11 protein-coding genes and 1 pseudogene are annotated in these 15387 nt (G+C 44.2%); 6 read left to right on the forward strand and 6 right to left on the reverse strand.

The window, feature by feature from the left end; genetic code table 11:
• Positions 1–82: 82 nt before the first annotated feature.
• The 3 genes from L4D19_RS04040 to L4D19_RS04050 all read left to right on the forward strand — a co-directional run bounded on the left by L4D19_RS04040 (position 83) and on the right by L4D19_RS04050 (position 3053).
• Positions 83–1261, forward strand: coding sequence for a MalY/PatB family protein (locus L4D19_RS04040; protein ID WP_428451314.1), 1179 nt, complete (start codon positions 83–85; stop codon positions 1259–1261).
• A 48-nt stretch (positions 1262–1309) separates the two neighbouring features.
• Positions 1310–2518, forward strand: coding sequence for a dicarboxylate/amino acid:cation symporter (locus L4D19_RS04045; protein ID WP_428451315.1), 1209 nt, complete (start codon positions 1310–1312; stop codon positions 2516–2518).
• Positions 2519–2654: 136 nt separating this feature from the next.
• On the forward strand, positions 2655–3053 hold the full coding sequence (locus tag L4D19_RS04050) for a rhodanese-like domain-containing protein (RefSeq protein ID WP_428451316.1): 399 nt from the start codon (positions 2655–2657) through the stop codon (positions 3051–3053).
• Between the two features lie 194 nt (positions 3054–3247).
• On the opposite strand, the gene L4D19_RS04055 is transcribed toward L4D19_RS04050, so the two are convergent.
• On the reverse strand, positions 3248–4102 hold the full coding sequence (locus L4D19_RS04055) for an alpha/beta hydrolase (RefSeq protein WP_428451317.1): 855 nt from the start codon (positions 4100–4102) through the stop codon (positions 3248–3250).
• A gap of 250 nt (positions 4103–4352) precedes the next feature.
• Here L4D19_RS04055 and L4D19_RS04060 point away from each other — a divergent pair, with 250 nt between their 5' ends.
• A complete protein-coding gene (locus L4D19_RS04060; RefSeq protein ID WP_428451318.1) occupies positions 4353–5603 on the forward strand; it encodes an NAD(P)/FAD-dependent oxidoreductase in 1251 nt (416 codons plus the stop codon).
• 303 nt (positions 5604–5906) lie between these two features.
• Here the strand turns inward: L4D19_RS04060 and L4D19_RS04065 are convergent.
• The 4 genes and pseudogenes from L4D19_RS04065 to L4D19_RS04080 form a co-directional block, all read right to left on the reverse strand.
• Positions 5907–7066: pseudogene (locus L4D19_RS04065) on the reverse strand (IS3 family transposase).
• 182 nt (positions 7067–7248) lie between these two features.
• A complete protein-coding gene (locus tag L4D19_RS04070) occupies positions 7249–8811 on the reverse strand; it encodes a hypothetical protein (protein WP_428451319.1) in 1563 nt (520 codons plus the stop codon).
• Between the two features lie 939 nt (positions 8812–9750).
• Positions 9751–10224: an Sbal_3080 family lipoprotein gene (locus L4D19_RS04075; RefSeq protein ID WP_428451320.1), complete on the reverse strand. Its 474-nt coding sequence runs from the start codon at positions 10222–10224 to the stop codon at positions 9751–9753.
• Positions 10225–11268: 1044 nt separating this feature from the next.
• Positions 11269–12783, reverse strand: coding sequence for a tyrosine-type recombinase/integrase (locus L4D19_RS04080; RefSeq protein WP_428451321.1), 1515 nt, complete (start codon positions 12781–12783; stop codon positions 11269–11271).
• A 137-nt stretch (positions 12784–12920) separates the two neighbouring features.
• On the opposite strand from L4D19_RS04080, the gene L4D19_RS04085 reads away from it, so the two are divergent.
• On the forward strand, positions 12921–13466 hold the full coding sequence (locus L4D19_RS04085; RefSeq protein WP_160657628.1) for a 3'-5' exonuclease: 546 nt from the start codon (positions 12921–12923) through the stop codon (positions 13464–13466).
• 102 nt (positions 13467–13568) lie between these two features.
• Here L4D19_RS04085 and L4D19_RS04090 read toward each other — a convergent pair whose 3' ends face one another.
• Positions 13569–14024 (reverse strand): hotdog fold domain-containing protein, encoded by a 456-nt coding sequence (locus tag L4D19_RS04090; RefSeq protein WP_428451322.1) that lies wholly within the window; start codon positions 14022–14024, stop codon positions 13569–13571.
• A 366-nt stretch (positions 14025–14390) separates the two neighbouring features.
• On the opposite strand from L4D19_RS04090, the gene L4D19_RS04095 reads away from it, so the two are divergent.
• Positions 14391–15278, forward strand: a complete 888-nt coding sequence (locus tag L4D19_RS04095; RefSeq protein ID WP_428451323.1) for a DMT family transporter — start codon at positions 14391–14393, stop codon at positions 15276–15278.
• The last annotated feature ends 109 nt before the right edge of the window (positions 15279–15387 follow it).

Below are 15387 nucleotides of genomic sequence, written 5' to 3' on the forward strand. Positions count from 1 at the left end.
ATCCTCCGAGACAGGAAATTTTGCGTCTTTTTGTTTTAACTCTCGTCTTATTTGTACCGACAGAGTAAAAACGGAGAAAAGCATGTTTAAATTTGAACCAGAGTACAAAGACGCACCGAGTAAATTTATTAAAAATGACAGCCAGATGCTAAAGCAGATTTACGGCACTGATGATGTTGTTCCATATTGGATAGCAGACATGGAGTTTCCGATCGCCTCTCCCATCACCCAGGCAATGCAGGAACTGGTACATAGGGAAACCTATTCCTACGAGTTTGATTCAGAAACGGTATTTAAGGAGATAGCAAACTGGAACCAAAGAAGGCATGGCCTGGCTTTGAATCCCAATCAGTTTGTCCAGGTACCGGGAGTGTTGAGTGCAATTGCTCTGCTGATCCGGGAATTCTCCGAGACTGGTGACGGCATTCTGCTCCAGACGCCGGTCTATCACCAGTTTCGCCGATTAATTGAATCGGCAGGGAGAAAGGCGGTAGGCAATACCCTGAAAATCGAGGACGGGCACTACGTTATGGATTTTGAGGCGTTTGAACACCAGTTACAGCATGAGAACGTCAAAATTGTGCTGCTGTGTAATCCGCATAATCCGGTCGGAAGAGTATGGAACAAACACGAGCTGGAAAAGTTGGTAGACATTGCCAGGAAGTACCAGACGCTAATAGTAAGCGATGAAGTACATGCCGATATCGTCTTCGATGGCTCTGTATTCACCAGTATCGCTTCTCTGGATTATGATCAAACTATCACCATCATTGGTTCACCCGCGAAAAACTTCGGTCTGAACAGTATCGCCAACGGTTATATCTACACTGATCAATCGGCCCTGAAAGATCGGATTAAAGCGACCGTAGCTTCCATGTCACTGGATCATGGCAACGCATTCACGACCTACGCGACCATAGCGGCGTACCGACATGGTGAAGCTTGGTTCGAGGCATTTCTTAAGTACACCCAAAACAACCGTAACTGGATCGTGAGTTTTATGCGTGAACACCTGCCACAAGTGAAGGTGTTTGAACCTGAAGGAACTAACCAGATTTGGTTTGATTTCTCCGGCCTGGGGCTAGACTCGGTAGAACTCAAAGCTTTGCTGGCTGATGAAGCAAAGTTGGCGCTGACGCCGGGAACCTGGTTCGGAGAGCCAGACGAAAATTACTACAGAATGAATTTTGCGGCATCCATAGAGCAAATAGAGGAATCACTTCGCCTGCTTCTGGGCGCGATAAGCGGAATCCTGCGTTAAAGCTCAGGCTCCTATCTAGAACATAAGAGAACCAGACAAGTAATCATCATGAAATCAGAAAAACATAGTAAAAGTGAATGGTCACTGATCATTAAGCTTTTGTTGGGCATCGTAGTAGGCTCGATCGCGGGCCTGTCTGCCAGTGAAGGCATAATGTCTGTGATTATGTCCGTTAAGTACGTACTCGGACAGTTTATTTTCTATACCGTGCCTTTGGTTATTATTGCCTTTATTGCACCTGCCATTACCAAGCTCAAATACAACGCCAACAAAATGTTGGGAGCTGGTATTGGCATCGCCTATTTGTCGGCTGTGGGCGCAGCGAGCTTTGCCTATATCGCAGGGCTGATAGTTATCCCCTACCTTTCTGTTCCAGACACCATTGAGCGGCTTCATGAGTTGCCGGAGGCAGGCTTCCAGCTTTCAATTCCGCCGGTGATGTCGGTAATGTCAGCCTTAGTACTGGCTATTCTGCTTGGGGTGACGGCGCTGGGAACAAAAGCGGAGTTGATGGAAAAAGCGCTGAATGAATTTGAACGTATGATGATGAAGGTCATTAAGTCTGTCGTGATCCCGATACTTCCACTGTTTATTGCTTCGACATTCGCTGGCTTGGCCTATGAAGGCACGCTGACACAGCAACTGCCGGTGTTTCTCAAAGTGGTATTACTGGCTCTGGCCGGTCACCTCATCTGGTTGATTGTGCTCTATACCATTGCAGGCATTATTTCAGGTAAGAACCCTTGGGAAGTAGTCAGACATTATGGTCCGGCCTACTTGACTGCGGTCGGCACCATGTCCAGTGCAGCAACACTTCCTGTCTCCTTAAATGGGGCTCGGAAATCTGAGGTGCTGAGCAAAGAAACGGTAGACTTTATGGTGCCGCTGGGCGGAACGATTCACCTTTGCGGCTCAGTGCTGACAGAAACCCTGTTTGTTATGGTGATCTCTCTGATGTTATACGGAGCTATCCCACCAGTTAGTACCATGGCCGTATTTGTTCTGCTGTTTGGTATCTTCGCTATCGGCGCTCCCGGTGTGCCGGGCGGCACCGTGATGGCCTCAATGGGGATCGTTGTTGGTGTCCTCGGGTTTGACCCGGCCGGTGTTGCGCTGCTTATTGCCATATTTGCACTGCAGGACAGCTTTGGAACAGCATGTAATGTGACCGGTGACGGCGCAATTACCCTGATGCTTGAGGGATTGTTTAACAAAAATGGCGAGCTTACCGAGCCTGCTTCTAGTCGTAGCACTTAACTCTCTTCCGACCAGAGATGACCACCTATGGGCACTAGGCCCAATTTACCAAATAACAACGGCTTAATAGTCAATAAATGAATCCTGCAACTCACAGAAAGATCAACTGCAGCGATCAGTTTTACGGAAAAAAGACATGTCACAAAACATTACTAAAGGGATCAAAGCGCTAAAAGAAGAAGCGTATCGGTTCATAAATGATATTTCCATTGAAGAGGCTAAAACACTCTATAACCATGATGACTATATTTTTGTCGACGTCAGGGAGGCAGAAGAGCGTAAAAAGCATGGCGTCATTCCCGGGGCATTTACCTGCCCACGAGGGATGCTGGAGTTTCTGATTGATCCGGATTGCCCTGTACACCATAAGATTTTTGCTCAGAACAAAACCTATGTGTTCTATTGTGCACATGGACTGCGTTCACTGTATGCGGCCAAAAAGGCTTCTGATATGGGGCTGGGTCCGGTGAAAAACCTTGAAGGTGGCTTCGCTGCCTGGGCTGAAAACAACGGCTTAGTTGTTCAAGAATCATAGCCTTAGCTATGTCATAAAAATCATCATAAACTCAGTGGTACTAGTTGCCACTGAGTAATTGTGTGAAAGAACAGGAACAAGTGTAGAAAGAGGAATAGAGTTTTAAATTGATAACAAAAAATGACGAAACGATCAGACTGATTTTTGTCCAAAGCCTTGTTGAGTACAAACCAATGACACCTACCCATTCACCACTAACCAACAATTACACTTTTAGGAGTACAAAACATTTTCCACTCCTCCACTGATTGTTCTAGCCATTCAACTATACGTTGCTGATTGTCAGGAAATTCATTGGTCATTGCTCGTGCATGTGAACAATCACTAAAGCGCCAGAAATGTTTATTACCAAGTAATTGGTTGTGTATTGCTTCACTCGAAGCAATTGGTACAACACTGTCACTTTCGCAATGAATCACTAGACTGTTGGTTTCCGGTATTGCTGTAATTCGATCAGCAACTGCATAGTCATCTCGTATGACGACATGGGCTAGCCATGAATACCAATTTCCTAGAAATCCTTTATTAAGTATGTACTCAGCCTCATTGATATAACTAGTGAAGGAGGAGTCTATGATCATGCCATCAATTGCTACCGGATAATCGGCTTGAGCACGCATGAAAATGTTGCCTCCGGTCGAGGTGGCTATTACAAACAACGGCAATTGTGTGTCGCTGCGTACCGTTGCTAAATATTGGAGTACTGTGATGGCATCGTAATAGGCAGCTTCATCACTGACTTTACCGGAGGAGTGGCCGAACCCAGAGTAGTCGAACACCATCACATCGTAACCATGCTCTGAAAGCCAATCTACTTTTTCTTTAGTGGCCTCCATGTGACCGCTATTGCCATGAAAGTGAGCAACAATACCTTTTACTGGGGGCGTTGGATTTGCTGGGAGCCACAGATAAGCAATGCTACTGCCTGAGGATGACGGTAACCATTGTATATTTGGATTGAATGATGCTGCTTGGGATGGTGAGAAAAAGGCTTTATTTGCACAACCTTGCAGATATAGGAACAGTACAGACAACAAAATATACTTCATTATTATTTCTCCCTCTCTTAACAAATCGTACGATAGAGGAAATGAAATCGATCTCAAAAAAATGAGAAAATCAGTAAATTCTTTCGTGCCATTGTATCGAAGGCGTATCTGTAAACATTTTTTACTCCTAACAATGATTCGTCTTATAGGCAAGAATACAATTTGATACGATGTTGCTGAATATTGCCGATAGTGTGAGAAAGTACAGTGATTGCAGTTATTACTTATTTGTTCTAGAGAGGAAAAGCAGTTGATAGAAAAACAACGTACACAGGTTGCCATAATTGGAGCCGGGCCTTCAGGAACTGTGGCTGCTGCTTTGTTGCATCAGCAGGGTATTGATGTCGTTGTGCTCGAAAAAAGTGTGTTTCCTCGGTTTTCAATTGGTGAGAGTTTGCTGCCAGCATGCATGGAAGTGCTCAAGAAAGCCAACATGGAGTCGGCAGTTAATGCTGCCAGTTTTCAGTTTAAAGATGGTGCGGCATTTCGACGTAAAGGCGCGTACACTAGCTTTAATTTTACTGAAAAATTTACTTCTGGGGCAGGTACCACATTTCAGGTACAGCGTGCACAGTTTGATAAAGTTTTGGCCGATGAAGCGGCAATACAAGGCGTGGAAATCAGATATCAGCATTCATTGACTGCAATAGATATGGCCAATGATATCAGCATTTTAACCGTGCTTGATGCGGATCTGCAGACATATCAATTAGAAGCTGATTTTGTACTTGATGCTAGCGGATTTGGACGTGTGTTACCGCGTCTATTATCGTTGGAAGAGCCATCGTGTCTGCCAGAGCGTAAAGCGATTTTCACTCATGTGGTTGATAATATTGATACGACGATGCCAGCCAACGAGGACTATGATCGTAATAAAATTTTGATTTCTGTGCACCCTGAGAATAGTGATGTGTGGTATTGGTTGATCCCATTTAGCAACGGTACCTGTTCATTCGGTGTTGTGGGTGAACCTGCTTTTTTTGAAGCATACCCAGACAACACAGTTGAAGCTATTAAGCTACTGGTAAGTGAAGAGCCAGGGTTACGCTCGTTGTTAGATAAGGCTGAGTACCCCAACCCTGTAGGTGAGATTGGCGGTTATTCTGCCAATGTCACTACATTGTGCAGCAATAAATTTGCCTTGCTTGGTAATGCGGGTGAGTTTTTGGATCCTGTTTTTTCATCGGGGGTGACTATTGCGATGAAATCATCAGAGCTGGCCACGGATCTGTTGATCAAACACTTCAACGGAGAAGCTGTTGATTGGCAACGTGATTATGCGGATGCTTTAATGAAAGGGGTCGATACGTTTCGTGCGTATGTGGAAGGCTGGTATACCGGTGAACTGCAAGATGTGATTTTTCATGAAAAACCGGAGCCTAAGATAAAACAGATGATTTGCTCTATTTTGGCCGGGTACGCATGGGATAGCGCCAACCCGTTTGTAGCCCAGCCACAGCGTCGTTTGCGTATGATTGCTGAGGTCTGCCGCGAGGATTAGTGGTATCTCCAATAGTAAGTACAAAAAAGGCTGCATAAGCAGCCTATATTTCATTTGATCGTAGATTGACACTACAGGTGTTATATGAAGTAACAGCTAAGCGCACTTTAATTTTAGTGTCACTGAGCTCGCTTAAGACTAAGTATCGCTTCCTTTCCTTTACTTTCTTCAATTTGTTCAAGGTTAGCTCCACCTACAACCCCCCCCATTTTGATGTAATTACGGATGAAGTAATTCTTCTCAGGTTCTGTATAAATAGATAAATAATTCTCACTAAACTCAGACTCTGTACCAATGTAGTGGTCAACAGATTCCGGACATTGTTTTAAGCTGATTTTCGGCATTAACTGGCGACAGCCCATCATTGGCTTGGTGCGGCCGTTGCCTATTGTAGTAGTCCATCAAGTAATAGCTGATGTCTCTCTTAGCCTGTGTCTGGGTCAGGTAACCTGTTGCTGGTACCCATTCGGTTTTCAGGCTTCTAAATAGTCTCTCCATAGGAGCGTTATCCCAGCAGTTACCGCGACGGCTCATACTTTGAGTAATTCGATATCGCCAAAGCCTTTGACGATATTGACGGCTGCTATATTGGCACCCTTGGTCTGAGTGGAACATTACGCTGTTAGGTCTCCCTCGTTGTTCCCAGGCCATATCCAAGGCTTTGCAAGTCAAATCAGCATCTGGCTTATTTGATAACGCCCATCCCACAACACGTCGGCTAAATAGATCTAGTACGACGGCTAGATAACTCCATTTTGAACCTGACCAGATATAGGTAATATCGCCACACCAAACTTGATTTGGTGCAACAACAGAGAACTCACGCTTCAGCAGGTTCGGGATGTCTGGTCGCTCTGACTTAGCCTGCTTATAGCGATGCGAGCCTGGTTGCTTGCTCACCAAACCAGCTTTTTGCATGAGCTTTCGTACCTTGAATCAACCAGTCTCGAAGCCCTCTGAGCGCAAAATAGAGACAAGAGTTCGACTGCCTGCAGCACCTCGGCTCATATTGAAGAGCTCTTTAGTTCGGCTAGCTAACCGAATGCGATTAGCATCCGGCTTTCGCTGCTTAAACTCGTAGTAACAGGACGAAGCTACATCGAACAATTCACAAAGCATTTTGACCGGTTCATGCTCCCTTAACTGGTCAATTAGCGAGAACGTTCGAGTTCGTCCGACATTAAGAGAGCTGTAGCTTTTTTTAGTATGGACTTTTCTCTTTCTAAGCGATTAATTCGAGCTTCTAACTCTTGAATCCTCTGCTGTTCAGGTGTCAGAGCTTTGGTGGTTGGGGTGATTCCACCACGTTCAATCTTTAGTTGATCGACCCAGCGTCTTAAGGCTGTCTCTCCAATATCTAGAGAACGTGCTGCCTCTGCTATTGAGTAGCCTTGGTCAAGAACCAAGCTCGCAGCATCCATTTTGAATTCAGAAGAAAATGTACGTCGTTGTCGTTTTGTCATTGAACACCTCGTTTACGATGGAGACTTTACCACCTAATTTGGTGTCCGGGATCATTAAACCACTACAGTCTGCGTCAGCACACCTCTGGACAAAAGTGTTTCAGGACTTATGCTAAATTAGAGAAATACGGATTATTTTTTGTATGGATGGCCACCAACTACGTGGCCAAATTTTTTGACCACTACACCTTGGGAGTTGGCAAGAATCCATTATTTAGTAGTTGTAGCACCTTCTTTATAATGAATGTCTCTTTAATCGTAAACGGATTAGGCATAAGCGTTTCAGGGTTCCGTCCACTATCAGGTAGATACCCTAGTAGTTTCGCATAAGCGGTAACTTGCGATCCCAACAGTTCATAGTGAGCATCAAACAGCTCTTCACTTACCTCTCTGGCCTCTTTTTTACATAAGCAACAAACTTCGAAAAATAACAACATCCACAATGGGCCTGAACAGTACTTAGCACCCTTCAACACTTCCATGTAGTGCTTTGTCGCAATAATAGATTCACCAGTAGCTACAGCATTCTTGGCCTTAATCCAATGCTCAACCCAGCTTGGTTTGAATGTGAGGCCTTTACTCCACTCTTTAATTGAAAATTGCTCTCCCTCACCATAAGTGAACTCTAAGACGCTAGGGATATTATCTGCCTTATTTAAAATAAGGCCATAACTATCTAGTACGTCTTGATACTCATTTAACTTAGCTTTGGCCATTTCAAATAATATTAATTGCTCGGATTCAGGTAGCTCCTGTTCCATTGCGTAATCAATCACTTCACTGGCCGATTCCATCGTAGTTTCACCCAACAACGGGTAGCTAAATTTCTTATCCCACATAGGTTCACATTGATTGTCATTCAAGTGCGTATTGAGATAATGGATGACAAACGCACCTAAGGCAGAGGCAGTAAAGTAAGCATCATCACATTCAGCTGGTGTCAATTTCTGTACAGGTTTAATCGTTTTAAGATAGATACGCCACTTAACTCTCTTAAATTGTGAAAGCCGCTCGATGACTTGTTTGGCTGCAGTATCAACATTGCTACCTTGTATGTCAGTGAACTCTACACTTTTACTGGCTTTCGCTTCTGTATGGTACTGACTAAGTTTGTAGATTGAGCTATCTGCATTTGCCAAGAGTTCATCGATTAAGCGGCGCATTGGCCAATTATCTTGTAGTGTCTCTTGCAACCAGTCTCTATCGCCTAAAGCATGGTGAGAAACTAAGCTAATGATGATAGATTTCAGGACATTGTTAACGAAATATTGGTAAGCTTCGGGGATAGCTCCATCAACTATCATAAACTCTCTGACCCACTCTCGATAATATTCAAGAGCATGTAGATAATAGTTTTTCGCTAAATGAGCCGTTTCATGTTCAGGATATCGCTCTCCAATAACTTGCAGCACATAATTCTGAAATTCTTTGTACTCCTCAATAGTGCTGAAATCATTTTTCGCGTATTGAATGACGTATGATCTGATAGTCTTATGCTGTTTAGATACTAGCTTGTTATCAGGGGCTAGTTGACGAGTTGCATTAAGCAACTCTTGAATATAAACCTCACTATGATTTTTTGCCGCCACCAACGAGAACGAATCCTGTAACGCTTGTCTGCGTTCTTTTTCTGTTGCTGGTACATAGAATGTTGCCTCTATTTTTTCATCACTCCATAAGCCCAACGAATCACAAACAACTTTATGAAACTCACCAAGGGTGGGGACATGTTTAATACCTGTCATATTTACTCCTTATAACTACAAGATAAATATAAACCAACCCACTTTCTCCTAACTAGGTATTGAAACATTTATTACTTAAAAATCATCAGCTTAATTTCAATCTAAAGGAGTATTAAGATGTATTAAGTCTGATTACACACGCTCTTTTGGTGCTTCGCTTTCGCTCTATTATGAGAAATAACCTCACAATGGTAAGGCCTGATTAATATCGATGCATTGATATTAGGAAAAGTAGGTCAAATCATCGATTACTTTTTATTGTTGATAGATTGAACTAAACTGCAACAGGGCATAAGTTCGGGTAAGTTTTTCCGTCAAGAGTGCCCCCAGCCTACTACGAACCCTATAAAGCCTACGAACTGAAATGACTCAATGAATTTCTCGGGTTTGTAGGGCTTCTTGAGAGATAGCATTTACAGAAAGCGATATGTAGGTGGACGACAATACCTTGGTAGTGATGAGGTGAGTATCACTACGTTGATATTTTCAGTAATAACCGCCGAGTGTAAAGCATCACCTTGATTGCCTTGTTAGGGCAAACACAAGGGATTTGAATCACTTACCAGAAACTCTGCCGCTACAGAAATATCTGCTCGAACGCCTGCCAGTTTACCCTACCGATTAAACCCGAACAGAAATTGATACATAACTTCATGAACCAACTAGCAAAATCAGTAGCCATTGGACAAAGAATTGTTCTTTACCAACAGATATAAATCAGAAGCTTCGAGCAAGATAGCAAAGATTAAATCCTGATAACCCTTAGCCAAAAATTGAAAGCTTGACCCGCAAAACCTGAAACGAAAACCACGTTGCCCGTGCTTTAAAGCCATAACGTCTGCAATAAGGTGCCCCACACTAAACTAACAAAGCACACAGAACTTCATAACATAACCGCCGAGTGTAACGGGTCACCTTGATTGCTTTGTTATGGCAATTTTACTTTTGGTGGTTTGAAGAATTGACTTTCTTCGTCGCTTCATCAGCTGTGATTTGACCAAAAAGAGTATCCATCATGTAGCCGATACGCTCAGCACCGTCGCCAAATTTATTTGGATTTGCCGTATATGGGACTTTGAATTTTACCTCGCCGACTCTTTGACCATTTTGAAATGCATTGATCTCAGCATTTTTCAAATATAATGCAAGATCCCATCCCCAGTGCCCCTCATATTCGAGAGTTAGTTTATTTAGATCATGTTTAGAACCATCAGGTAAAATTGTATAGTTATAGTTATTTATTTTTAGCCATGACTCCATTGTATTTTGGAAACCGTCACGAGTATCTTTGTCATTAACTATTACTACTTCTACATTATTCACATTCGTTTCGATTGGTTTTGCGGTATAGCGAGGTGAACCGCAACCAGACAAAACAACCACACCGACTGCTGCAAGTAGAAAATTTTTCATCACATATCCTTTCTTTAATATTTATTAACTTAAAATAATGAAGCTAAATTAAATGCCATAACGCCTAGGCACATGCGCCCGTAGCACAGATGCCGAAATTGAATACCGTATACACCCAAGCCAAGTCATACCAAAAATGCCGAGTGTAACGGGTCGACATGGTGACTTTTGTTATGCAACTCCATCCTAGAATGCTGTCCCTACTTGGGCGAAGACTTGTCCGCATATGATCTCCTTTCGCCGGGACAACAACGAATACTGGACTTAAGAGCGCAGATAACTTTCAGAAACTTTTAGCCAGCCGAGCTTTCTTACCTGCCTGATACCAAACTTGATTGGCTGCCCTGCATTGAAGCTGAAAGCCAAAGGGATCGCTGTTTCCTGAAACCACGGAACAAAAAGGGTGTTAAACAGGAGCCTGAGGATTTGTACTCAAAGACAACAAAGAGACTTCCAACACGCTTTTCCCCGGAGCCAAGCGGCAGCCTATTAATGAACGAATGGCCTGAGAAATTTTGGTATTGAGCGATGAAGTTACAACAAAAATAATACTTTGCTCTAGGTGCATAACATTTTATCTAACGAACCCAGATCGTAAATCTCCTGCATATCGGTAGATATATGAACGAAATATGCGACCTGCTTTCGTATATCCTCATAAGTGCCCTGCGACTTGAACCACGATCAAAACTAACTGTAGACATACCTATTCAGTATCAAAATGCAATGCTACCGCCCTTGGGCACATAGAGCCCACATGAGTGTCTAAAAGCAGGCAATTCTATCATTACATGTCTAGATTTCTTTGGTGTTGCTCAACGTTATGTGAATCAAGGTGCTATTTGTAGAACAAGTTAATGACTTGGGCTTTGTAGACGAGGTGGTGGGGAGCTTTGGGTTGATGAGTATCATCTATCAACGAACTAGTAATATTTAGCGCTACTTATCAAAGTTTCGGACTTTGAAAATCGGTCACATTTTGGATAGGCATATGTGAAGGGGGGAGGGGGTATTTTGCTGTGGTCCATCCCCCCCTCCCTAGCTCTAACAGCTATCCAATTTGAACACTTTGCTCACCAGCTCATCATACAGAACATCGATATTAACCCCCGCCGCCCCGTATAACCCATAAGTAATCGTTCCTCCTGCATGCCCAAGCACCAGTTTGGTGAATGCTTCCGGCATACCTTTGTTAAGACACAAGGTACTAAGTGAGTGTCTGAACGAATGGAAAGATATTGAGTTGGTCAGTTTGCCTTTGAAGTGTTTCATAGCCAGGCTAAACCAGTTACTCAGCGTGTTCCGTGCCTTGCCTTTGGTTCGGAATAAGTAATCCATATCATCATCAAGTGTCTCAACCACTTCGGCTATAAAAGCTCTTAGGTCGAATTCGTAAGCGCCATCCACAAGCGGGACGTCACGGATTGAGTTTGAATTTTTGACTGAGTTGCCGTCATAGTCCTCATGTATAGAGATATACCAGTTCCCAACGTCCGTTTGTTTTACATCAGCTTTTCTTAACTGTGTAAGCTCTGCAATCCGACAACCTGTTATCGCTTCAATACGGGCAATCCAGCCAAGGTAAGGGGAGTGGGGCTTTTGTACTCTTCGAGTCACTGCGAAGTTATCAATGTGTTGTAGCAACGCGGGAATGCTTTTCGTCGGTATCGACTTGGCTTTCTCTTTCTTGTTGATAGGCGAATTTTCACGGATTTTCAGCTTAATTGCTGGTGATTTGTCTATAAGTTCATTTATCTCCGCAAATTCGAACAGCGATACAAAATCACCCATACGCAGGTTGACGGTTGATGCTTTAAAGCCATCATCAATCATCGCTTGCCTGACTTTGATGAGGTCGTTTCTCTTGATGTCCGTCAGGTGCTTAGTATGCAAGCCAAGCTTCCTGATGAACTTCTCTAGTGTGGTGAACGAGGCTTTTCGGCAGTACTCAGTAGAGGACTTCCATGAACGGGAAGCAATCTTGTCTGCAATGAATTGCTTAATCAGGGATGTAATCGTGATTTTCGGTTCACGTTCTGATGGCTCTACCGTCTTTGGAACTAACTGGGCATGCTGGTGAGATAATGCTCTGTCATGACTATTACGGCGCCCAGGAACTACTCTACGAACAATCTGGCGGCTATCTGTCGCGAACCAGTCATGCCGTTCCCGCTCACTACTCAGCTCATTGCGGGCGATAGTCCGAGATGTCGTCCTGACATCTTCAAAGTCCGTATAATGCCCAATCCCATCAATCAGCCGTTCTTTCAGATAATCCGCATTACCCACTGCCCGATAACGCTGGCTTGTCCTTAGTGACACGGTGACAGACTTCCGATTGGGACTCCCCGTGTAATGAAGAATACGCAGGTAATAGGTATTCACTTTCTTCTGCATCGAGAAGTGCAGCGTTCCTTTAGTGCCTTGAGTAGGGCTAGTTGTATGACCTTTATGATTGACCCTTTGTGTGACCTCTTGCTTGACCTTAGGTGACTCGTTAACAGCATTCTGGCGTTTAGCCTGAAGCGATGAGGGCATTAATCCTCTCTGCATCGTCATGGTTGTAGCCCCATTCATTACAGCGAGTTACCTTGTTATCAGCAGCCTAATAGTGTTTATTCACGCCCTCCTCTTTGGTGAAAAGCGCCCCAGATGGTATCCTTCCAGCCCAGTTTTTGTGTTGTGCCGGAAATGTAATGAATTTTAATCGTATTGTCTGCTTTGACCTCGAAATGTGTTGTTGGAATGATGGTCGGGAGTCGAGAACTGGAGAGATTATCGAGATCGGTGTTGCCGAGCTGGATCTGGTAACCGGTGAGATTGTTCGTCGCGCACAGCATTATGTGAAGCCGGAGCATGATGAGATTTCTCCGTTTTGTACTGAGCTGACAGGTATCAAGCCTGAAGTGATAGCCAAAAACGGTAAGCCATTGGCAACGATTTTGAAGTCTATCGAGCAGAAGTTTGGTGGCCGCCATAAGATTTATGCCGCCTGGGGGCGGGATGACTTGATTCTGCGTGCCGAGTGCAAAGAGAAAGGACTCAAGGTTCCTTTTAATGAGTACCTAAACTTAGCAACTTTGTTTCGCCTTCAGCGTCATGTCAACAATAAACGCTGTGGTCAGCGTGCGGCGATGGACATGGCGGGTGTTGAATGGGAAGGTCGTCAGCACTCAGGCTATGTGGATGCCTATAACCTTGCTCGTTTAGCCAAGACATTGTTCATCTCACCAAGTGACTAGATTCTGTTGTCAATTGCCTGACTTTGTCAGTCCTTGTAGCCAGAGAGTAGAAAAGCCGCGTTATGAAGCGGCTTTTTTGTGGTGTTTAGTTAACAGGTAGATTTAGGCCAAGCGAACATTCATGGTGATCTCGGCCCGGAAAACAAGGTTTCCCTCAGTATCCGTGACTTCGACCGGCACTATTTTATCGCCTCCCGTTTCCCACTCGATCCCGTCTCCTGTTGCAACTGCTGTAAGATCGGTGGTGGCTTTTTTCAGATATTCTACCGTCATTCCAACCGGTAGCCAGCGGCTTGTTGTCGGTACACTGACATCAGTCATCATTCCACCGGCAAGCTCAGCCATATTACACATGGCAATAGCATGGACAGTGTTGATGTGGTTCGTTACTTTTCGCCGTTTTTTTATCGTTACTTCCGCATAGCCGGGTTTGAGTTCTCGAATTTGCGGTTTGATTGAGGAAAAGTAAGGAGCCACACGGCAGACGATGAAAGTAAAAAGCTGACGTCCGAATGGGAGGCCGGACAAACGCTGGTATGTCTTCAGGTTTTTACGCATTGAAAATTCCTTTTTCAAATACAATCTGGTCCGACCACGCTACAGTCGCGTAGGCTAAAAATCAACCATTTACTTTCTTTTCCTCTGAGAAAGTTCACTCTTTCTCATCAGGAATGATTCTCATATTATACAGGTTGATGTCTGTGTAATTATTTGTATTCAATGCCTTAAGTCTATTGTTAAGGTTCTTTCAGTAAGAGTAGAGGGCTAGTGGAACGGAGAATTCTCCTAAATGTCTGACAATAGAGCTATGATGTCTTTTTAAAGATATTTATATCAAAGATGACCTGCCAAACTATGACGTACATGAATAATGATTCATGCAGTGACGACTAGAAAAAGCAATCTAAAGGCTAAAGGCAGACCATGTTCTACTTATTTCCATTACTTACCGTTTTAATTTGGGCAGGGAATGCCATCGTTAACAAGCTTTCGTTCAGTGTGATAGATCCGGGTGCTATATCTTTTTACCGATGGTTTGTAGCCATGTTAGTACTGACACCGTTTGTCCTGGGGTCGGTGTGGCGCAATTGGTCAACTATACGACCATATATTCCTAAGCTAGCTTTTCTGGCGTTACTGGGCATGGTGCTGAACCAGTCATTGGGCTACTTTGCGGCGGAAACGACAACGGCTACCAATATGGCATTAATCATCTCGTTAGTGCCGCTTATTAGCATGTTTCTCAGTGTGCCCTTGCTGGGACAGCGCCTGTTGCCGTTGGCCATTGTCGGTGCTGTATTGTCGCTGGGTGGGTTGGTCTTGATGCTGAGCCATGGCGACATCAGTAAGCTGGTTGCGCAAGGGATCACTGTTGGTGATGCCCTGTTGTTGTTGGCGGCGTTTGTCTACGCATTATATTGCGTGCTGTTAAAACGCTGGCAGATGCCACTGAGTACCTGGCAGTCTGTTTATGTTCAAGGCGTATTGGCGGTATTGATGCTTGTTCCCTTATTGATGGGCAGCGAGCGGGTTGCAATCACAGCTGAGTCACTGCCATTGATCATGTATGCAGCTATTCCGGCATCGGTGATTGCGCCTTGGTGTTGGATGCAAGGGATCCAGCGTTTGGGGGCGGACCGTACGGCGATGTTTATGAACTTGATGCCAGTGTTTACGGCCGGCATCGCGAGTGTGATACTGAGTGAGCATCTTGCCGCCTATCATTACATCGGCGGCGGCATGGTATTGGCTGGTGTAGTATTGGCACAGCGGAAACCTAAAGCGATAACACCGCAATTGGCAACGGCGTAAATCATAGACAATTTGTGACTTACAATAGAGCGGCAATGACCTTTGGTTGTTGCCGCTTTTATCTATAAGGGGATGCCGGCCTGGGGGGCGATACTTTCTAATGATGATG

Origin of the sequence: Photobacterium kasasachensis (genome assembly GCF_050336885.1) — a bacterium.
Lineage (GTDB): Bacteria > Pseudomonadota > Gammaproteobacteria > Enterobacterales > Vibrionaceae > Photobacterium > Photobacterium kasasachensis.